We start from the raw sequence: 19,005 nt of genomic DNA, 5'->3' as shown, positions 1-19,005 counted from the left end.
CTCCAGCGCCGCTCAGGCGAGCCTCCGGTGGCGACAGTCGAGATCCGGCCATACAGGAAGCGGAACTTCCGCTCCCGATAATGGATCGCACGCGACCGCGACACATTCACGACACGTTCGCACAACAAAGCACAGAAGCGTGATCCCGCATCACTGTTCCCTGCATGCAAACGGATTGACCGAATCCGACCGGGACAGTTACGCATCTGACCGACGAAGCTTCACCAAACTGCGGAAAAGCGGGTCACCGAGCCGGGACTTGCCATACAGTCCCATTCATCAATACCGTCGTACATCTCACCCGCACAGGACCATCAAGCAAAGCGGCTCAGGGGAGGGCTCTAGCGTCGCGATGGCTCCGGTGCGGGGCGCGGTAGGGGGGTGCCGTGCTCGGTGTCCGTATGTGCGCCGGGTCGCGGGTACCGCGCGGCCAGTCATGCCAACTCGCCGGTCCCACAAGGGGATCGACTCTACAGTCGATCCCGCGTGGGCGAAGCGAGCACCCCCCTTTCGAACCGGACACACCATCGGACCGCCCAAGGGGTGGGCGGCCCACCGGACGAGAGGGAATCAGGACCCATGAGCTCGTTCCTGCGCCCGGCCACTACGGGCCAAGAAATGACCGAGCCGAGTCGAATAGCGGCCCAGTACCGCGCCATCACTTCGCATTTGGCGATCACTCCCCCGGTGAGTGTCGTCATTCCCGCGATGAATGAGGCGGAAAATCTTCCGTACGTCTTCAAGACGCTGCCGGAATGGATCCACGAAGTCGTCCTCGTCGACGGAAATTCCACCGACGACACCGTGAACGTCGCCCGTGAACTCCGGCCGGACGTCAAGGTGGTCAAGCAGGTCGGCAAGGGCAAGGGCGACGCCCTGATCAGCGGCTTCGCCGCCTGCACCGGCGACATCATCGTCATGGTCGACGCCGACGGCTCGGCCGACGGCCAGGAGATCGTCTCCTACGTCTCCGCCCTCGTCGGCGGCGCCGACTTCGCCAAGGGCTCGCGATTCGCCAACGGCGGCGGCACGGACGACATGACGACCATTCGCCGACTCGGCAACTGGGCACTCTGCACACTCGTCAACCGCAAGTTCGGCGCCCGCTACACCGACCTCTGCTACGGCTACAACGCCTTCTGGCGCCACTGCCTCGACAAGGTCACGCTCGACTGCACCGGATTCGAGATCGAGACCCTCATCAACATCCGGGTCGTCAAGGCCGGCCTCAAGGTCCAGGAAGTGCCCAGCCACGAGTACCTGCGCATCCACGGCGTGAGCAACCTCAACGCCGTGCGCGACGGGATCCGGGTCCTCAAGGTCATCCTCAAGGAGAAGGGCGTCCGTAAGGCGGCCCGCCGCCGGCCCGCCGCGTTCTCGGTCAACGTCCCTCGGGGAGAGGTGTCTTGAGCGACCGCACGTCCCCGCACGGCTTCTCGGTGGTGATCTGCGTCTACACGGAGGAGCGGTGGGAGGACATCCTCGCCGCCGTCGAGTCCGTACGGAAGCAGTCACTGCCGCCGCTGGAGACCCTGCTCGTCGTCGACCACAACGAGCGGCTCCTGGAACGGCTCACCGAGGAGTACGCGGACGAGCGGCTCCATGAGGAGGTGCGGGTGCTCGCCAACGCGGGCCCCCGCGGCCTCTCCTCCGGCCGCAACACCGGAATCGCCGCCTCCCGTGGCGAGTTCGTGGCCTTCCTCGACGACGACGCCGTCGCCGAGCCGGAGTGGCTCCACCACTTCGCCGCCGCCTACGACGGACCCGAGGTCATGGCCGTCGGCGGCCGGACCCTGCCCGCCTGGGCCTCCGGCCGCCGTCCGGCCTGGTTCCCCGAGGAGTTCGACTGGGTCGTCGGCTGTACGTACCGGGGCCTACCCCCGGGCCGGGCCCGCGTGCGCAACGTCCTCGGCGGCAACGCCTCCTTCCGCCGCACCGCCTTCGACGCGGCCGGCGGCTTCGCCACCGGCATCGGCCGGGACGGCGACCGGCGGCCCCTCGGCTGCGAGGAGACCGAGCTGTGCATCCGGCTCTCCAAGGCGATGCCCGGGGCGGTCCTGCTGATCGACGACCGGGCGGTCATCCACCACAAGGTGCCCGCGGTCCGCGAGCGCTTCGGCTACTTCCGTACCCGGGTGTACGCCGAGGGGCTCTCCAAGGCGCTCGTCGCACGGAGCGTCGGCGCGCAGAAGGGCCTGGAGTCCGAACGGCGCTACACGACAAGGGTGTTGCCCGCCGGTGTGCTGCGCGGGGTGCGTGACGCGCTACGCGGCCGGTCAGGCGGCGCGAGACGGGCGGGGGCGATCGTGACCGGAGTGACGGTCGCGGCCGGCGGCTACGCGCTCGGCACCCTGCGGACCCGGCGCGGCGGACCGACCTTCTCCTGGGGCCCGATCGAGCGGACCGAGGAGGGCGCGGCCAGGGGCAGTGCGGTCGAGGACAGCGCCGTCGAGAGCCGTACGGTCGAGGACAGCGCGGTCGAGGACAGAGCGGTCGAGGACAGCGCGGCCCAGGACGGCGTCGTCGAGGGGGCCTCCTCGTGAGCGCCGAGTCCGACGCCGCGTACACCCGGGGCGTGCCCGTCCTCATGTACCACGCCGTCGACCGGGATCCCGCCCCCGCCACCCTCGGGCTCTCCGTCACCCCCGAGGCCTTCGCCGCGCAGATGGCGGTGGTCGCCGAGCGCGGCTTCACCCCGCTGACGACCGCCGCGCTCGCCGCCACCTGGCGCACCGGCCTCCCGCTGCCCGCCCGGCCGCTCCTCATCACCTTCGACGACGGCTACGAGGGCGTGCACCGGCACGCTCTCCCGGTGCTCGCCCGGCACTCCTTCGCGAGCACCGTCTTCGTCTCCACCGGCTGGCTGCGCGGCAAGCACGACGAGGGCGGCGCGCTCGACACCATGCTCGACTGGGAGCAGGTCCGCGAACTGGCCGAGGCCGGCACGGAGATCGGCGGCCACAGCCACACCCATCCGCAGCTCGACCAGATCGACGCGCGGCGGCTGCGCTTCGAGACGCTGCGCTGCCGGGAGATCGTGGGCGAGGAGCTCGGGAGCGCCCCGGCCTCCTTCGCGTACCCCTACGGATACTCCAGCCGGCGGGTCCGGCGCACGGTCCGGGAGGCCGGCTTCACCCAGGCGCTCGCCGTCGGCAACGCCCTGGCCTGCCGCTGTCAGGGGCCGTACGCCCTGGAGAGGGTCACCGTGCGGCGGTCGACGGACATCGAGGAGTTCACCCGGCTCGTGGAAGGCCGGGCGATCGGCCGGAACTTCGCGGCGGACCGGGCCATGACGAAGGGTTACGCACTGGTGCGACGCGCCCGGGGTGCGACGCGGGGCCACTGGATCTGACGTACCGCCGGACCGGCGGACGGACCGGCCACCGGGGGGAACGTCCCGTTCAAAACACGGTGCACGGAATGCCCGGTTGCCGGATCATGGGCGCCATGGCTGACACCCCACCGGTACCGTCCGAGCCGCAGCGGTCGCTGCCCATCAGGCTCAACCTCGACGACAGCGACTCGCCGTCGGACGTCGTCGACGCGCTGTTCCTCGGCCGCTTCGCGACCGGCGAGCAGCCGCACTCGCACAGCACCACCCTGGACCGGGTCAAGCCCGAGGCGACGCTCCTTCCGGCGGGCGCCCGGGTGCTGCGGGCCGCGAAGGACGACGACCGCAGCGCCGTGCTCGCCGAGGGCGAGGGCTGGACGCTGCTCATCTCCCGCTGGAACCGCGGCGCGGACGTCACCGTCACGGCGACGGAGGCGGAGCTCGCGGAGCGCGTCCTGAAGGAGGCGACCGACGGGGCGAAGGACGAACCGGAGCCGCAGCCGGAGAACGTGACGATGGGGTTCTGGTACGTGTCGCCCCGGCGCGGCCCGCACCGCACCACCCGGCAGATCAGCGCCGGGACCTGGGACGAGGTGCGGCCCAACTACTCGGCACCGGTGGCCGAGTCCATGGACCGGCTGATGAAGGTGACCCCCGAGTCGATCGCGGGCCGGCTCCTGCTGCTGCACGGGCCGCCGGGGACGGGCAAGACGTCCGCGCTGCGGACCCTGGCCCGGTCCTGGCGGGAGTGGTGCCAGGTGGACTGCGTCCTGGACCCGGAGCGGCTGTTCAACGACGTCGGCTATCTGATGGACATCGCCATCGGGGAGGACGAGGGGACGGCGAAGGGCCGCTGGCGGCTGCTGCTCCTGGAGGACTGCGACGAGCTGATCCGGGGCGAGGCGAAGCACACCGCGGGGCAGGCCCTGTCGCGGCTGCTCAACCTGACGGACGGGCTGCTCGGGCAGGGGCGCAACGTCCTGGTCGGGGTCACCACCAACGAGGACCTGGAGCGGCTCCACCCGGCCGTGGTCCGCCCCGGCCGCTGTCTGGCCCGGATCGAGGTCGGACAGATGACCAGGGCGGAGTCGGTCTCCTGGCTCGGGCGCGAGGAGGGCGTGCCGCGCGAGGGCGCGACGCTGGCGGAGCTGTTCGCGCTGCGCCGCGGCACGCCCCCGGCGGACCTCCCGGAGCCCCGTACGGCGGGGGCGGGGCTCTACCTGTAGAGCCGGACCGCGGTCAGGGACCGGTCAGCTGTCGTAGGCCGCGCGCAGGGCCTCGCTCACGGCCGCCTCCGCGGCCGCCCGGCCGAGGCCGAGGCGATGGGCCTCCTCGGCGTACTGGGCGGCGGCGGTGGCGGCACGGCGGGTCGCCGCGTCGCCGGCCGCCGCGACGAAGGTCCCGTGGCGGCCACGGGTCTCGATCACCCCGTCCGACTCCAGTGCCTTGTACGCCTTGGCGACCGTGTTCGCGGCGAGGCCGAGCTGCTCCGCGAGCCCGCGTACCGTCGGCAGCTTGTATCCGACCGGCAGTCTGCCCGACCGGGCCCGCTCCGAGATCTGGGCACGCAGCTGTTCGTAGGGAGCGGTGGTGGATTCGTGGTCCACGGCGATGGTGAGTGTCACCCCTCCGATTCTGCCCCCACCCCACGGGAAAATGGGAGGCGGCGGCCACCATCCACACGTAGCGTGCGACCACATGACTGTGATCGTCCGTGATGTACGGACCGAGGACGCCGAGGGTTTCGCCCGGGTCCGCCGCGCCGCACTGCCCTTCATGCTCGCGACCGCCGAGCAGCTCGTGTTCGACTGGGCGCATGCCCACCCCGACAGCCACTACCGCCCGCTGGTCGCCGTGAGCGCGGACGGCACGGTCATCGGGACGGCCCAGGTGGGGATCGCGCACGACGCGCCGGAGCCCGGCATCGGCTACGTCAACGTGTACGTGGACCCGGCGCACGCGGGCCTCGGCGCCGGCACGCTGCTGCTGCGCGCCGGCGAGGAACACGTCGCGGAGCGGGGTGCCCGCACGCTGTACACCTGGGCCCTGGACGAGCCGCGGAACCGTACCTGGGCCGAGCGCCGGGGCTACGCGCCGAGCCGCTCCGCGTACTTCCTCCGCCTGGACCTGGCGGCGGCCGAACTGCCGCCGCTCCAGGAGCCGCCGGCCGGTGTCGAGCTGCTGACGGCCGAGGACTTCGCGGACGATCCGCGGCCGCTCTTCGAGCTGGACGCGGTGACGACCGCCGACGAGCCGGGTGACGTGGGGGTCGAGATGGACGACTTCGCGCACTGGCGGGAGACCACCTGGTCCCATCCCCTCCTCGACCGGACGCTGACGACGGTCGCGGTGGTGGACGGGGTGCCCGCCGCGTTCAGCGCGGCGCAGACGGACGGTCTGGGCCGGTACGCCTCGGGGATGACGGGCACGGCCCCCGCCTTCCGCGGCCGCGGTCTCGCGAAGCTCGTCAAGAACACGTCCCTGCACCGGGCCCGCGCGGCGGGCTGCGTGGAGGCGTTCACGGGGAACGACACCGGCAACGAGCCGATGCTGGCGATCAACAAGCAGTTCGGATACGAGATCGGCGCGGTGGAGGTACGGCATGTCCGGACGATCGGTTGAGATCACCCTGATGAAGGCGGGGCGGACGAAGATCCGTTACCCGGCCGAGGTCCTCACGGAGGAGGGCGGCCGCCTGTCGGTCCGCGCCCCGTGGGCCGCCGAGGGGGTACGGGACTTCGGCTTCGTGCGGTTCGAGCCGGGCGACGTCTTCGTGGAGCACTACTGGCGGGACCGCTGGTACACGGTCAAGGAGGTGTGGTCCGGCGACGGCACCCTCAAGGGCTGGTACTGCGACATCACCCGGCCCGCCGAGATCGACGGCTCCGGGGTGGTGGTCGAGGACCTGGACCTGGACCTGTGGGTGTCGGCGGACGGCAGCGAGGTGTTGCGGCTCGACGAGGACGAGTTCGAGGCGAGCGGCCTCGCCGCCACCGACCCGGAGGCGGCGAACCGCGCCGTCGTGGCCCTCGACGAGCTCGAAGTGCTCGGCCGTGAGGGCCTGATCGACCTGCTGGACCGGTAGTCGGCGGTCAGCGCAGCTCGACGTCCGACTCCTCCGTCGCGAGGAAGCCGGGCGTCGGGAGGCCAAGCTCGTCGGCCGTGAGCTGTACGAGGGTGGCCTCGACCCGGGCGGCGCCCGGCCGGTAGGCGGGGTCCTTCACGACGGAGGTGTTGACCCACTCGCGGAGGTGCCCGTCGCAGACGGCTTGGGTGCCGCCGATCCCGGCGGAACGGTCCCCCTGGCGGAGCGTGGAGCTGACGAAGACGGGTCCTTCGCTGTCGTCGGTGCAGCGGTACGTGCCGGAGAGGGTGACGGTGCTGTCGTCGGCGACGGTGCCGTATCCGTGGACCGACAGGCCGTCGACCCCTCCCGCGTGAGCGAGAGGGGCGACGGCGACGGCGAGCAGGGCGCCTGCGGCGAGGGCGGTACGGACGCGCATGAGCGGGGTCCCTTCGGGGCGTGGGGGGTTGGAAGTACTGCCCGCCAGGGATACCGGATCAAGCCGTTCCATGTCCGAAACTCACCCCATCGGGGGCGAGTTGAGCACTTTTCGGTAGTGGATACGATCGTACGGTCCGTCCGCGCGCCGCTCGACGACCTCGTAGCCGTACCGCTCGTACAGCTTCTGGTTCTCCCACATCATCGCGTTGGTCAGCAGCCGCACCTCGGGCAGGCCGAGCTGCCGCGCCCGTGCCTCCACCCACTCCATGAGGACACGGCCGAGGCCGGTGCCCTGGGCGTCGGGGTGGACGGCGACCTCGTCCAGGTAGAGGTGGTCGGCCTCGGGGACCACCACGACGAGGCCGGCCACCGGGTCACCGACGACGAACACCCGCCCCGCGGCCACGTTCGCCGCATGGTCGGCCTCCATCGGCGCCGGCACGAGACCGATCCGATCGATGTAGTGGTGGAAGGCCGCATCGGTCACGGCCTTCACCGCGGGCACGTCGGAGGGGACTGCGGGGCGGGGTGTCTCGTGGATCATGCCGACACGTTACGGCGGCGGCTGATCACCCGCCCCGACAGGGGCCAGGCCAGGAGAACCACGACGACGGCGTACACGGTGACCGAGAACGGGGTGTTCACCAGGCCCGTCAGGGAGCCGTCGCTGATCTGGAGGGCGCGGCGGAGCTGCTGTTCGGCGGCCGGGCCGAGGATGACGCCGATGACGGCCGGGAGCACCGGAAGTCCGTAGCGCCGCATGCCGAGGCCGATGAGACCGACGACGAGCAGGATGACCAGGTCGAGCGCCTCGCCGCCCACCGCGTACGCGCCGACGGCGGCGAAGAAGAGGATGCCGGCGTAGAGGTACGGGCGCGGGATGCGCAGCAGCTTCGCCCAGACCGGCGCGAGCGGCAGGTTGAGGGCGAGCAGCAGCACCATGCCGACGAAGAGCGAGGCGATCAGGCCCCAGACCAGCTCGGGTTCCCGCTCGAAGAGCAGCGGGCCGGGCTGGATGCCGTACTGCTGGAAGGCGGCGAGCATCACGGCGGCGACGGCGGTCGTGGGCAGGCCGAGGGTGAGCATCGAGACGAGCGTGCCCGCCGCGGAGGCGGAGGCCGCCGACTCGGGTCCGGCGACGCCCTCGATGGCACCCTTGCCGAACTGCTCCTTGTGCTTCGAGAGCCGCTTCTCCGTGACGTACGAGAGGAAGGTGGGGATCTCGGCGCCGCCGGCCGGGATCGCGCCGAACGGGAAGCCGATGAAGGGACCGCGCAGCCAGGACTTCCAGGTCCGCCGCACGTCGTCCCGGCCGAGCCAGGGCCGGCCCACGGGGATGGCCTCGCCCGTCGTACGGCGCAGGTGCGCGGCGACCCACAGGGCCTCGCCGATCGCGAAGAGACCGACCGCGACGATGACGACGTCGACGCCGTCGGCGAGCTGGAGCGAGCCGAAGGTGAGGCGCTGCTGGCCGGTCATCTGGTCGAGCCCGACGAGGCCGATCGTGAGGCCGATGAGGAGGGAGGCGAGGCCGCGGATGCGGGAGGAGCCGAGGACGGAGGTCACCGCGATGAAGGCGAGGACCATGAGCGCGAAGTAGTCCGGGGCGCCGATGTCGACGGCGAGTGCGGCGACGGTCGGGGCGAGGACGACGAGCAGGATCGTGCCGATCATGCCGCCGGCGAAGTGGCCGATGGCGGCGGCGGCGAGCGCCTGGGCGCCCCGTCCCGCCTTGGCCATCGGGTTGCCTTCGATGGCGGCGACGACGGCGGCGCTCTCGCCCGGGGTGTTGAGCAGGATCGAGGTCGTGGAGCCGCCGAACATGGCGCCGTAGTAGATGCCGGCGAACATGATGAAGGCGCCGGTCGGTTCGAGTCCGTACGTCACCGGGAGCAGCAGGGCGACGGCCATGGCGGGGCCGATGCCGGGCAGGACGCCGATGGCGGTGCCGAGGAGCACGCCGACGGCGGCCCACAGCAGGTTCATCGGGGTGAGGGCGGTCCCGAAGCCGTCGATGAGGGAGTACAGGGAATCCATGGATCAGATCACTCCCATCAGCGGGCCGCCGGGCAGCGGGACGCCGAGCAGCTTGTCGAAGACGCCGTAGGTGAAGAAGGAGAGGGCGGCCGCGATCAGCGGGTCGCGGTGGAGGTGCCGGCTGCCGAGGGCGTAGGCCGCTCCCCAGAAGAGGAGCGCGCCGGCGACGGGGAAGCCGAGGGGGCCGATGAGGACGGCGAAGGAGAGGAAGACCCCGGCGAGGAGCAGGACGGTGCGCCAGTCGGCGGGCTCGGTCAGGTCGATGTCCTCGCCGGCCTCGGCCTCGCCTCGGCCGCCGCGCAGGACGTCGACGGTGAGGAGGACGGCGACGACGAGCAGGCCGCAGCCGACGACGACGGGGACGGTGGCGGGGCCGACGGGGCCGCGGCCGGTGACGTCGGTGTCGAGGGTGAGGGCGTCGGTGAGGACGAGGACGCCGAGGAGGAAGAGGAGGACGCCGACGCCGAGCTCGGAGCGCTCGCGCAGCCAGTTCTTCACCGAGGGGTTCGGCCTCGGGTCGGGGGTCGCGTTGAGGTTCGCGTCGGGGTTCGCGTCGGGGTCGGGGGTCGCTTTGGGGTTCGGGTGGGCGGTCACAGGCCGAGCTCCTTGAGGACGGTACCGACCCGCTCGTCCTGCGCGGTGAGGAAGTCGCCGAACTCCTCGCCGGGCAGGAAGGCGTCGTTCCAGCCGTGGGTCTTCAGGGACTCGCGCCACTGCGGCGAGTCGTGGAGTCTCGTCACGAGCCCGACGAGCTTCTCGCGCTCGGCGTCGGAGAGGCCCGGCGGTGCGACGATGCCGCGCCAGTTGGTGAACTCGGTGTCGAGACCCGCCTCGCGGAGCGTGGGGGCGTCGAGGCCGGGGACCCGCTTCGGACCGGTGACGGCGAGGAGACGCAGCTCGCCCGCCTTGATCTGGTCGAGGTACTCGCCGACGCCGGAGACGCCGAAGCCGACCTTGTTGCCGAGGATGGAGGCGAGGAGTTCGCCGCCGCCGTCGAAGGGGACGTAGTTGACGTCCTTGGGGGCGATCCCGGCGGCCTGGGCCATCAGCATCGGAGCGAGGTGGTCGGGCCCGCCGGGCGAGGAGCCGCCGCCGACGGGCAGCTTGCCGGGGTCCTTCTTCCAGGCGGCGAGCAGCTCCTGGATGGTCTTGTACGGGGAGTCCTTGCCGACCACCACGATGTCCTGCTCCTCGGTGAGCCGGGCGATCGGAGTGGTGTCGGCGAGGGTCCTCGGGGTCTTGTTGGTGTGGACGGCGCCGACGACGCCGAGGCCCATGGACATGGCGAGGCGGCCGTTGCCGCGTTCACCGACGAGCCGGGTGAGACCGACGGTGCCGCCTGCACCGGGCAGGTTGAAGACCTCGATGTCGCCGGTGAGGCCCGCTTCCTCAGCGTTCTTGGCGGCGGTACGGGCGGTGATGTCGTATCCGCCGCCGGGGGTGTTGGGGACCATGAAGCGCAGTCCGGGTATCTGCGTGCCGGTGTCGGATCCGCTGCCGGTGGTGAGCAGCGGCGGACCCACGAGGACCAGCAACGCCGACCCGAGGAGAGCGAGGGGGGTGCGCAGACGCACGTGTGCCGCCTCTCAGGTAGGAGGTAAATGGGGGTGTGAGGTGGCCCACATGTTGCACGTACGTGAAGAAGCTGTCTCTCTTCCGCAATCAATGGACGTTGTGGTCCTTGTGGTCGCGACCTAGCGTGTCGGCGTGACGAATGTGCTGGTGGTGGACGACGACTTCATGGTCGCCAAGCTGCACTGCCGCTACGTGTCGGCCGTGGAGGGCTTCACCGTGTCCGGGGTCGCGCACAGCGGCGCCGAGGCGCTGCGCGCGGCCGAGCGGCTCCGCCCCGACCTCGTACTCCTCGACGTCTTCCTGCCGGACATGGACGGGATCCGGGTGCTGCGGGAGCTGCGGGCGGCGGGCCTGGGCATGGACGCGCTCTTCATCACCGCGGCCCGGGACGTGGGCACGATCCGCTCGGCGCTCCGCGCCGGCGCGCTGCACTACCTGATCAAGCCGTTCACCCAGGCGGCCCTCCACGAGCAGCTCCGCCACGTCGCGTCCCTCCACACCCGCCTCGACGACCTGGCCGAGGCCCGCCAGGAGGACGTGGACCAGATCTTCGGCACCCGCCCCCGGGGCTCCCGCGAACTCCCGAAGGGCCTCGCCGCCCACACGGCCGACCTGGTCGACTCGATCCTCCGCGCCCACCCGGAGGGCCTCTCGGCGACGGAATGCGCGGAGGCCGGCGCCCTGTCCCGAGTGAGCGCCCGCCGCTACCTGGAGTACTTCGCCCAGACAGGCCGCGCGGAGATCACCCTGCGCTACGGCGGAACGGGCCGCCCGGAACGCCGCTACCGACGGCTGGGCTGACTTTCCTCAGGCGCCTCTTTCCTCCACCTTAAAGCGATCCTAAGGATCGCCATCTCCCGCTCTCCACGGGCTTTTTCACGGTTCCGGGCGGCTAGTTTCCTAGCCAACCCCCCACACCACCCTCGTGAAGGAGCTGTCCCCCCATGACCTCTCGCCGTACGACCGCGGCCGTGACCGCCTCCGCTGTGCTGGCACTCTCCGGGCTGGCGTCCGGGTCCGCGTTCGCCCATGGGTCGATGACGGATCCGGTGAGCCGGGTGTCGGCCTGTTACGCGGAGGGGCCCGAGTCGCCGACGTCGGCGGCGTGCAAGGCGGCGGTGGCGGCGAGTGGGACGCAGGCGTTCTACGACTGGAACGCGGTGAACATCGCGAACGCCGCCGGGAAGCACCGGGAGCTGATCCCGAACGGCAAGCTGTGCAGCGCGGGCAACGACAAGTACCGGGGGCTCGACCTGGCGCGGGCGGACTGGCCGGCGAGCCGGATGGAGGCGGGTGGGCACACGTTCCGCTACAAGGGGACGGCGCCGCACCGGGGCTCCTTCGAGCTGTACGTGACGAAGGACGGGTACGACCCGTCGAAGCCGCTGACGTGGGCGGACCTGGAGGAGAAGCCGTTCGCGAAGGTGACCGACCCGCGGATGGAGAGCGGCGACTACGTCTTCCAGGGGACGGTGCCGAAGAAGACCGGCCGTCATCTGATCTACTCGATCTGGCAGCGCTCCGACTCCCCCGAGGCGTTCTACACCTGCTCGGACGTGGTGTTCGGGGCGGACAGCGGCGGCGGTACGGCCCCGGCGCCGACCGCCTCCGCGCCGAGCGAGGAGCAGATCGAGGACGGCAAGGACGAGTCCTCCGTCGAGCACGGCGGGCACGGGGACCACGACGCGTCGACCGGGGCGGAGGAGACGGCGGCCGCGCCCGCGACGGCCGCCCCGACCACGGAGCCGGCCACGCAGCCGGCCACTCAGCCGGCCGCGGAGCCCAGCGCGACCGCCGCGACCACGGCGCCGGCCGCCGAGAGCGCCGCGCCCAACGCGCCTGCTCCCGCAGCCGGTTCGGAGTCCGGGGTGGAGCTGGCCGAGACCGGCGGCGACGCCACCACCCCGTACCTCGCGATCGGTGGCGCCGCCGTGCTCGCGCTGGGCGCGGCCGTGCTCTTCGGGGCCGCCCGGCGGCGCCGGACCCACGGGTAGGGGCCCGGCGCCGGTCGTGTCAGATGCCGCAGCTGGACGCGGACCAGAAACGGCCGGCGCGGTGGTCGACGTGGGTGTGGTCGCCGTGTCCGGGATAGCCGGGCCCGAGGATGCCGTTGAAGCCGTGGTTGCGGGCCTGCTGGGCGAGGCGACACAGCGAGTGGGGCCCTGAGCCGAGGTCGGCCGCGTCGCCGTACAGGTGCCGGCTCGACGCGGCTCCGCCGACCGCGTCGTTGCAGGCGTGACTGCGGAAACCGCTGGTGACCCGGACGGACTGGTCGCCGAGTGCGTGGCGGAGGGCCTCCAGCTTCCACATGGTGCGCAGCGCGTTGGCCTTGGCGGCGGACGCGGTCACCGCGCCGCCCGCCCAGGTGGTGTTGCAGGTGTTCAGCTCCGCGTAGGAGAAGTGGACCGGTGTGCAGTCGTCGTCCTGGAGGCTGTAGATCGTGCTGAAGGTCGCGGGGCCCGCGACGCCGTCGGCGACCAGTCCGTAGGCGGCCTGGAAGCGCTTGACGGCTGCGGCGGTCCCGGGGCCGTAGGCTCCGTCGATCGCGAGGACCCCGCCGTAGCCGGGGTAGCCGGCCACACGGATCTGCAGTTCCGTCACATCGGAGCCGGAGGATCCCTCGGAGAGGGTGCGCGACCAGGTGTAGCAGCCGTCCGCATGGGCGGTGCCGGCGGTTGCCACCACTCCACCCACTGCGGAAGCCATGAGCATGACAATCGAGAGAAGCAGGCGGACGAACGAGGAGCGTGCGGTGCGTCGGGGCATCGAGCCTCCATTGCCTCACAGGACCGGGGGTGACCCGTGATGTCGGGCCACCCCCGAGACTGGCCGCCGCGTCGACGCGCGTCAACCACACCCGACGAGCGTCATTTGTCGGCCCAATGACGGGACCGGCGCTAGCCGATCACCGAGAGGCAGGTGGTCGGGGTCGCGCGGGCCGGGTCGAGGGCGTTGGCCACCTCGTGGAAGGTGACCCGGTCCACCGTGCCGATCGCCACGTGCTCCGACAGGTCGAGCGCGCACTTGTCCTGGATGAGGACGTTGGTGACGTTCGGGCCGGACAGGAACTGCGAGCGGTACGGGGTGACCACCTCGTCGTAGCGGGTCGCGATGACGTGGTAGCGGACGCCGGGCACGGTGTCGCCGCCCTCGTTGAGCTGGGTGATGAACGGCGAGCCGGCGATCTGGTCGGCGAGGCCCGGGGTGTTGGCCTTGATCAGGTCCTCGGCGCCGGGGAAGTACGGCAGGAGCTTGGTGAGGCCGAGGAGGGTGGTGCCGTGGTTGTCGGGGGCGATCCCGACGAGCGCGTTCACCTTCTCGGCCCCGCCGAGGAACTTGAGGTACCAGCGGGGCATCATGCCGCCCTGCGAGTGTCCGACGAGGTCCACCTCGGGGGCTCCGGTCGCGGCCAGGACCCGGTCGACGTACGTGTCGAGCTGCTCGGCCGACTTCGCGATGGGGCCGAGCCCGTGGAAGAACGGCACGTTCGGCAGCTGGCCGTAGTCGAGCGAGAAGACGCAGTAGCCACGGTTCACCAGGTAGGGCGCGAGGACGAGCCAGTTGTCGACGGAGTTCCCGAGGGTGCCATGGACGAGGACGACCGGGCGCGGGTGGGCGGCGGAGGGCTTGCAGGAGAAGTCGTTCCAGCCACGACTGGAGGCGGCGGTCTCCGTCTGGGCCGAGGCGGTGGCGGTGGGGGCGAGCGTGGCGGCGGCGGTCAGCAGCAGGACGGACAGCGCTCTGACGGCGTGCTTCCAGGGCTTCGACGTGCGGGATTTCCGGGGCAGCATCGGGCGATCTCCTTGCGGCTCAAGGGGATGGTGGGGGTGCTGTGCCCTGCGGCCCGGACCACAAGTGGGGATGCGCGGTGGGGATGCGCTTCAGCCAAGCTACGCATCGGTAGCCTCGGCTGGGAAGTTACGCGTCGGTAAAAAGTGAGGTGTCGTCAAGAAGCGCGTACGGAAGGATGATCAGGCCACCAGCGAGCCCGGCAGTACCGCCCGCGGCCCGAACTTCGCCCGCGCCCGGTCCGCCACCGCCTCGATCCTGCGGGTCTTCTCGTCCGTCGGGTCCAGGGACAGCTGGTGGGCGGCCCCTTCGGCGGCCGTCAGGCCCTCGGCGCGCAGCGCGATCCCCCGCACCCGGGCCCGCTGGAGGCCGAAGGAGTCGTGGACGGCGTACGCGAGGGCGGTGAGCGCCGCCGAGTGGGCGGTCGGTTCGGGCAGGGTACGGCTCCGGGTCGTGGTGCTGCGGTCGGCGTACCGCACGGTGACCGCGAGCGAGCGGCACACCTGCCGCTCCGCGCGGAGCCGTGCGCCGAGCTCGGTGGCGAGCGAGAGGAGGGCCCTGCGGTGTTCCGTACGGTCGATCTCGTCGTGCGGGAAGGAGCGCTCGGCCGCCATCGACCGGGAGACCGCGTTCGGGACGACGGGGGTGCGGTCGATGCCCCGCGCCCGTTCCCACAGCTCGCGGCCGGTCTTCGCGCCGACGAGCCGCTGGAGCACACCGAGCGGCGCGTCGGCGACCCGGCCGACGGAGTCGAGTCCGTAGCCGCAGAGGGTACGGGCGGTGGCGCGGCCGACGCCGTCGAGCGTGACGACCGGCCGGTCGCGCAGGAAGGCGGCCGGGTCCTCGGCGACGAGGGTGACGCCGGGCCGGGCCTCGCGGGCCGCCGTCCGGGCCAGCATGGGGTTGGGGCCGGCGCCGATGACGCAGTCGACGCCGTACAGGGCGAGCGCTCTGACCCGGATCACCGAGGCGAGTTCGGCGGGGCTCCAGCCGAAGTAGCGCAGCGCGCCGCGCACGTCGGCGAGCACCTCGGCGGGCGGGGCGGTCTCGACGGTCGGGGTGAACTCGCCGAGGAGCTCGACCAGTTGCGGAAGCAGAGCCTCCCACATCGGTTCGAGGCGGAAGCGTATACAGAGGATCATCCCGCGCTCCCCGGGCTGCTGTGCCAGAGCTTCCGCGCCGGTGCGGCGACGCCCTCCCCGGCCGGCCGGAGGTCGGCCCAGGGGTTCATCTCGTAGCCGGTGGACATCGTGATGCGGCGGCCGGAGTCGCCGGCGGGCGCGAAGTCGTCGTTCGCGCCGTTCCCGCCATTGCCGCCGTTCCCGCCATTGCCGCCGTCGCCGCCGGCCCCTCCGGTCGGTCCCGGCTCGGCGAGCCGCGCCCCCACCGCCTCCAGGCCGCCGGACGCCCGCAGTTCGACCAGTTCGGCGAGGTTCCAGGCGGCCGAGCCGACCACGCTGAGGCTGCGCGGTCCGCGCCGCTGCACGACGCCCCGGACGAGGAGCAGCCAGGAGTGGAAGACGGTGTGGGCGCAGCGCTCATGGGCGTCGTCGAAGAAGGCGAGGTCGACCAGGCCCGTTCCGTCGTCGAGCGTGCTGAAGATGACCCGTTTCCCGGAGCGGATGGGCGGGGTCTGGGTGGCGGCTTTGGCGCCCGCGACCAGGACGGTCCGGCCGTGGGGGGTGTCGCGCAGCCGCTGGGCGGAGACGACTCCGAGTTCCCGGAGGAAGGCGTGGTGGTCGTCCATGAGGTGGCGGGAGGTGTCCATGCCGAGGATGCCGAGCTCGGCGCTGAGGCGTTCCGTGTCGTCGAGGTCGGGGAGGCCGACGGGGGCGGTCTTCCCGCCCTGGGCGAGCGGGAGTTGAGCGCCGTGGGAGGCGGCTCCCCGGTGGATGCGCCGGAGTTCGGTCAGATGGAGCAGCAGGTCGCGGCGGTTGGCGCCGAAGGCGTCCAACGCGCCGACCTGGGCGAGCCGTTCGGCGACGGGGGTGCGCGGGCGGGCCCGCTCCCAGAAGTCGAGCAGGGAGGCGTAGGGCTGTCCGGCCTCGATGCGGGCGCTCTCGGTCTCGCCGATGCCGTGGACGTCGGCGAGGCCGAGCCGAAGGCCCCACACCGCCGGAGTATCGGACACCAGTTCGATACGGTGGGCGACCGCCGAGCGGTTCACGTCCAGCGGCAGCACCGGCACCCCGCGCCGCCGCGCGTCCGCGAGCAGCAGCCGCTTGGGGTACATGCCGGGGTCGTGGGTGAGCAGCCCCGCGTAGAAGGCCGCCGGGTGGTGCGCCTTGAGCCAGGCCGACTGGTACGTCGGCACGGCGAAGGCCACCGCGTGCGCCTTGCAGAAGCCGTACGAGCCGAAGGCCTCCACGATCTCCCAGGTACGGGCGACGACCTCGTCCTCGTATCCGCGCGCCGAGGCCTCCCGGGCGAACCAGGCCTTGATCCGGCCCTGCGATCCGGGGTCCGAGAGCCCGCGCCGCACCTGGTCGGCCTCGTCGCGGCGGCAGCCGGTCATGATCCGGACGATCTCGATGATCTGCTCGTGGAAGACGACCACGCCGTACGTCTCCTTCAGCGGCCCCTCCAGGTCGGGGTGCGGGTAGCGGACGGGGGCGCGGCCGTGCCGGGCCTCGATGAAGGGGCGGACCATGTCGGCGGCGACCGGCCCGGGGCGGAAGAGCGAGATGTCGACGACGAGGTCGTGGAAGGACGCGGGCTGGAGCCGGCCGACGAGGTCGCGCTGGCCCGGGGACTCGATCTGGAAGCAGCCGAGGGTCTCGGTGGAGCGGATGAGCCGGTACGTCTCGGGGTCCGCCTCCGGGATCGCGTCGATGTCCGGGCGGGCGCCGGTGGCGCGCTCGACCTCGGCGACGGCATGGGCCATCGCGGACTGCATGCGCACGCCGAGGACGTCGAGCTTGAGCAGCCCGAGGTCCTCCACGTCCTCCTTGTCGAACTGCGACATGGGGAACCCCTCGCCGCTCGTCGGCACCACAGGGGTGCGGGTGAGCAGCGAGGCGTCCGAGAGCAGCACCCCGCAGGGATGCATGGCGATGCCGCGCGGCAGTGCGTCGAGCGCCTCGACCAGCTCCCAGAGCCGGCCGAACTTATCGCGCTCGCCCGCGAGTTCGCGCAGCTCGGGCAGTTCGTCGAGGGCGGCGAGCGCGTCCCGGGCGCGGATGTGCGGGAAGGCCTTGGCGATCCGGTCGATCTCGGCCGGGTCGAGGGAGAGGGCCGCGCCGACGTCCCGTACCGCGTGGCGGACCCGGTAGGTCTCGGGCATGGAGACGGTGGCGACCCGCTCGGTGCCGAAGCGGCCGATGATCGCCCGGTAGACCTCCAGGCGGCGGGCGGACTCGACGTCGACGTCGATGTCGGGCAGGACGGTGCGGCGCTTGGACAGGAAGCGCTCCATGAGCAGGCCGTGCTCGACCGGGTCGGCGTGGGCGATGCCGAGGAGGTGGTTGACGAGGGAGCCGGCGCCGGAGCCGCGGGCGGCGACCCGGATCCCCATGCCCCGGACGTCGTCGACGACCTGGGCGACCGTCAGGAAGTAGGTGGCGAAGCCGTGGTGGGCGATGACGTCCAGCTCGCGGTGCATCCGGTCCCAGTAGGCGCGGCGCTTCTCGTACCCCTTGAGCACCATGCCGGCGGCGGCCCGGGAGGCGAGGACACGCTGGGCCGTGCGGTGTTCGGCGCCGACGAGGTACGGCTCCGGGAAGTGCGCGGAGCCGATGCCGAGGTCGTCCTCGGGGTCGACCAGGCAGTCGGCGGCGACCGCCGCCGTCCGGTCGAGCAGCCGGTGGGCGGCGTCCCGGCGGAAGCCGGCCGCCTCGACGATCAGCTCGGCGGCGGCCAGCATGCCGTCGGGCCCTTCGGCGCCCTTGAGCCAGGCCTCTCCGCTGTCGAGCTCCTTGCGGGGGTCGACGGGGACGAGGCGGCGGGCGGAGTCGAGGACGTCGGCGACGGGCCCCAGGCCGGGGTCGGCATAGCGGACGGCGTTGGCGAGGACGGGCGGGACGCCCTGCTCGGCGGCGAAGCCGACGGTACGGGCGGCGAGCCGCAGGGAGCCGGGGCCCGTGCCGGTGCGGCCGTGGTGGACGGCCTCCAGGCGCAGTGCGTCGCCGTACCGCTCGCGCCAGGGGGCGAGCAGCCGGGCGGCCCGGTCGGGGCGGCCCGCGGCGAGGGCGCGGCCGACGTCGGACGCGGGGCCGAGGAGCACGATCAGCCCCTCGTCGTACCCGGCGGCCCAGGGCAGCAGGGGCTGCCCGCCTGTGCCTCCCGCGCCCGTACCGCCGCCACCCGTGCCGCCTCCGGCGTGGGCGGCGGTGATCATGGCGCAGAGGGAGGCCCAGCCGGCGCGGGAGCGGGCGAGGAAGAGGGCGCGGGGCGCGGACTCGTCGACGAAGGCGCCGCCGCGCACGGGCACCCGGCGGGCGGAGCCCTGCCCCGTGTCGTGCGCGGGCTCCGGCGCCTCATGGGCGAGGTCCACGCCGAACAGGGGGCGGACGCCTTCCTTTGCGCACGCCTTCGCGAAGCGGACCGCGCCGGAGAGGGTGTCGCGGTCGGTCAGGGCGAGCGCGTCCATGCCCCGCTCGGCCGCGCGGGCGGCCAGCCGTTCGGGGTGCGAGGCCCCGTAGTGCAGGGAGTAGCCCGACGCGGTGTGCAGGTGCGTGAATCCCGGCATGGCGCACCTCCCGCACTCCCGCATCGAATTCGTACGTACGTTCCCACCCCCTCGTTCCCACCCTAACGCATTTCGAACGTG

Annotated in this window: 18 protein-coding genes; 8 read left to right on the top strand and 10 right to left on the bottom strand. The window is 72.2% G+C overall.

What is annotated here, in order from left to right; genetic code table 11:
* The first annotated feature begins 579 nt into the window (after window positions 1–579).
* The 4 genes from SGA01_RS17045 to SGA01_RS17030 all read left to right on the top strand — a co-directional run bounded on the left by SGA01_RS17045 (window position 580) and on the right by SGA01_RS17030 (window position 4,557).
* Window positions 580–1,410: a glycosyltransferase family 2 protein gene (locus SGA01_RS17045; protein WP_141297347.1), complete on the top strand. Its 831-nt coding sequence runs from the start codon at window positions 580–582 to the stop codon at window positions 1,408–1,410.
* Entirely contained in the window at window positions 1,407–2,543 is a 1,137-nt protein-coding gene (locus SGA01_RS17040; protein WP_229918019.1) for a glycosyltransferase family 2 protein, read from the top strand. The genes SGA01_RS17045 and SGA01_RS17040 overlap by 4 nt, the downstream gene beginning before the upstream one ends.
* Before the next feature lie 44 nt (window positions 2,544–2,587).
* Window positions 2,588–3,352: a polysaccharide deacetylase family protein gene (locus SGA01_RS17035; protein ID WP_141297410.1), complete on the top strand. Its 765-nt coding sequence runs from the start codon at window positions 2,588–2,590 to the stop codon at window positions 3,350–3,352.
* 86 nt (window positions 3,353–3,438) lie between these two features.
* Window positions 3,439–4,557, top strand: coding sequence for a DUF5925 domain-containing protein (locus SGA01_RS17030; RefSeq protein WP_141297346.1), 1,119 nt, complete (start codon window positions 3,439–3,441; stop codon window positions 4,555–4,557).
* A 24-nt stretch (window positions 4,558–4,581) separates the two neighbouring features.
* Here SGA01_RS17030 and SGA01_RS17025 read toward each other — a convergent pair whose 3' ends face one another.
* Window positions 4,582–4,956 (bottom strand): GntR family transcriptional regulator, encoded by a 375-nt coding sequence (locus SGA01_RS17025; RefSeq protein ID WP_055644368.1) that lies wholly within the window; start codon window positions 4,954–4,956, stop codon window positions 4,582–4,584.
* 73 nt (window positions 4,957–5,029) lie between these two features.
* On the opposite strand from SGA01_RS17025, the gene SGA01_RS17020 reads away from it, so the two are divergent.
* Window positions 5,030–5,953, top strand: a complete 924-nt coding sequence (locus SGA01_RS17020) for a GNAT family N-acetyltransferase (protein WP_141297345.1) — start codon at window positions 5,030–5,032, stop codon at window positions 5,951–5,953.
* A complete protein-coding gene (locus SGA01_RS17015; protein ID WP_141297344.1) occupies window positions 5,934–6,416 on the top strand; it encodes a ribonuclease FAU-1 family protein in 483 nt (160 codons plus the stop codon). Before SGA01_RS17020 ends, SGA01_RS17015 begins: the two co-directional genes overlap by 20 nt.
* A 7-nt stretch (window positions 6,417–6,423) precedes the next feature.
* Here the strand turns inward: SGA01_RS17015 and SGA01_RS17010 are convergent, their stop codons facing one another.
* From SGA01_RS17010 to SGA01_RS16990, 5 genes are all read right to left on the bottom strand, one after another.
* The gene (locus SGA01_RS17010) at window positions 6,424–6,834 is read right to left on the bottom strand and encodes a DUF6299 family protein (RefSeq protein ID WP_141297343.1); all 411 of its coding nucleotides are present in this window, start codon (window positions 6,832–6,834) and stop codon (window positions 6,424–6,426) included.
* 81 nt (window positions 6,835–6,915) lie between these two features.
* A complete protein-coding gene (locus tag SGA01_RS17005; RefSeq protein WP_141297342.1) occupies window positions 6,916–7,380 on the bottom strand; it encodes a GNAT family N-acetyltransferase in 465 nt (154 codons plus the stop codon).
* Window positions 7,377–8,873 carry a tripartite tricarboxylate transporter permease gene (locus SGA01_RS17000; protein WP_141297341.1) on the bottom strand — a complete coding sequence of 499 codons (1,497 nt, stop codon included), beginning with the start codon at window positions 8,871–8,873 and terminating at the stop codon, window positions 7,377–7,379. The genes SGA01_RS17005 and SGA01_RS17000 overlap by 4 nt, the downstream gene beginning before the upstream one ends.
* 3 nt (window positions 8,874–8,876) lie before the next feature.
* A complete protein-coding gene (locus tag SGA01_RS16995) occupies window positions 8,877–9,371 on the bottom strand; it encodes a tripartite tricarboxylate transporter TctB family protein (RefSeq protein ID WP_141297409.1) in 495 nt (164 codons plus the stop codon).
* Window positions 9,372–9,463: 92 nt separating this feature from the next.
* A complete protein-coding gene (locus SGA01_RS16990; RefSeq protein ID WP_141297340.1) occupies window positions 9,464–10,447 on the bottom strand; it encodes a Bug family tripartite tricarboxylate transporter substrate binding protein in 984 nt (327 codons plus the stop codon).
* A gap of 133 nt (window positions 10,448–10,580) precedes the next feature.
* Here SGA01_RS16990 and SGA01_RS16985 point away from each other — a divergent pair, with 133 nt between their 5' ends.
* Both SGA01_RS16985 and SGA01_RS16980 read left to right on the top strand, forming a co-directional pair.
* On the top strand, window positions 10,581–11,249 hold the full coding sequence (locus SGA01_RS16985; protein ID WP_079037678.1) for a response regulator: 669 nt from the start codon (window positions 10,581–10,583) through the stop codon (window positions 11,247–11,249).
* A gap of 143 nt (window positions 11,250–11,392) precedes the next feature.
* A complete protein-coding gene (locus SGA01_RS16980) occupies window positions 11,393–12,442 on the top strand; it encodes a lytic polysaccharide monooxygenase auxiliary activity family 9 protein (protein ID WP_141297339.1) in 1,050 nt (349 codons plus the stop codon).
* A 19-nt stretch (window positions 12,443–12,461) separates the two neighbouring features.
* Here SGA01_RS16980 and SGA01_RS16975 read toward each other — a convergent pair whose 3' ends face one another.
* The 4 genes from SGA01_RS16975 to SGA01_RS16960 form a co-directional block, all read right to left on the bottom strand.
* Window positions 12,462–13,214 carry a D-Ala-D-Ala carboxypeptidase family metallohydrolase gene (locus SGA01_RS16975; RefSeq protein WP_141297338.1) on the bottom strand — a complete coding sequence of 251 codons (753 nt, stop codon included), beginning with the start codon at window positions 13,212–13,214 and terminating at the stop codon, window positions 12,462–12,464.
* A 131-nt stretch (window positions 13,215–13,345) separates the two neighbouring features.
* Window positions 13,346–14,239, bottom strand: a complete 894-nt coding sequence (locus tag SGA01_RS16970) for an esterase/lipase family protein (RefSeq protein ID WP_141297337.1) — start codon at window positions 14,237–14,239, stop codon at window positions 13,346–13,348.
* A 180-nt stretch (window positions 14,240–14,419) separates the two neighbouring features.
* A complete protein-coding gene (locus SGA01_RS16965) occupies window positions 14,420–15,379 on the bottom strand; it encodes a DNA polymerase Y family protein (protein ID WP_141297336.1) in 960 nt (319 codons plus the stop codon).
* Complete coding sequence (locus SGA01_RS16960) at window positions 15,376–18,924, bottom strand: DNA polymerase III subunit alpha (protein WP_141297335.1); 3,549 nt, start codon at window positions 18,922–18,924, stop codon at window positions 15,376–15,378. Before SGA01_RS16960 ends, SGA01_RS16965 begins: the two co-directional genes overlap by 4 nt.
* Between the last annotated feature and the right edge of the window lie 81 nt (window positions 18,925–19,005).

Source organism: Streptomyces gardneri (genome assembly GCF_006539185.1).
Taxonomy (GTDB): Bacteria; Actinomycetota; Actinomycetes; order Streptomycetales; family Streptomycetaceae; genus Streptomyces; species Streptomyces gardneri.
The sequence above is the reverse complement of the archived record's forward strand: the minus strand, read 5'-3'. Positions and strand labels throughout refer to the sequence as shown.

What these genes read in the sequence shown, in the direction of transcription:
- SGA01_RS17045 (WP_141297347.1), top strand. Translation starts at nt 580, where the DNA reads ATGAGCTCGTTCCTGCGCCCGGCCACTACGGGCCAAGAAATGACCGAG.
- SGA01_RS17035 (WP_141297410.1), top strand. Translation starts at nt 2,588, where the DNA reads ATGTACCACGCCGTCGACCGGGATCCCGCCCCCGCCACCCTCGGGCTC.
- SGA01_RS17030 (WP_141297346.1), top strand. Translation starts at nt 3,439, where the DNA reads ATGGGCGCCATGGCTGACACCCCACCGGTACCGTCCGAGCCGCAGCGG.
- SGA01_RS17020 (WP_141297345.1), top strand. Translation starts at nt 5,030, where the DNA reads ATGACTGTGATCGTCCGTGATGTACGGACCGAGGACGCCGAGGGTTTC.
- SGA01_RS17015 (WP_141297344.1), top strand. Translation starts at nt 5,934, where the DNA reads ATGTCCGGACGATCGGTTGAGATCACCCTGATGAAGGCGGGGCGGACG.
- SGA01_RS17010 (WP_141297343.1), bottom strand. Translation starts at nt 6,834, where the DNA reads ATGCGCGTCCGTACCGCCCTCGCCGCAGGCGCCCTGCTCGCCGTCGCC.
- SGA01_RS17005 (WP_141297342.1), bottom strand. Translation starts at nt 7,380, where the DNA reads ATGATCCACGAGACACCCCGCCCCGCAGTCCCCTCCGACGTGCCCGCG.
- SGA01_RS17000 (WP_141297341.1), bottom strand. Translation starts at nt 8,873, where the DNA reads ATGGATTCCCTGTACTCCCTCATCGACGGCTTCGGGACCGCCCTCACC.
- SGA01_RS16980 (WP_141297339.1), top strand. Translation starts at nt 11,393, where the DNA reads ATGACCTCTCGCCGTACGACCGCGGCCGTGACCGCCTCCGCTGTGCTG.
- SGA01_RS16975 (WP_141297338.1), bottom strand. Translation starts at nt 13,214, where the DNA reads ATGCCCCGACGCACCGCACGCTCCTCGTTCGTCCGCCTGCTTCTCTCG.
- SGA01_RS16970 (WP_141297337.1), bottom strand. Translation starts at nt 14,239, where the DNA reads ATGCTGCCCCGGAAATCCCGCACGTCGAAGCCCTGGAAGCACGCCGTC.
- SGA01_RS16965 (WP_141297336.1), bottom strand. Translation starts at nt 15,379, where the DNA reads ATGATCCTCTGTATACGCTTCCGCCTCGAACCGATGTGGGAGGCTCTG.
- SGA01_RS16960 (WP_141297335.1), bottom strand. Translation starts at nt 18,924, where the DNA reads ATGCCGGGATTCACGCACCTGCACACCGCGTCGGGCTACTCCCTGCAC.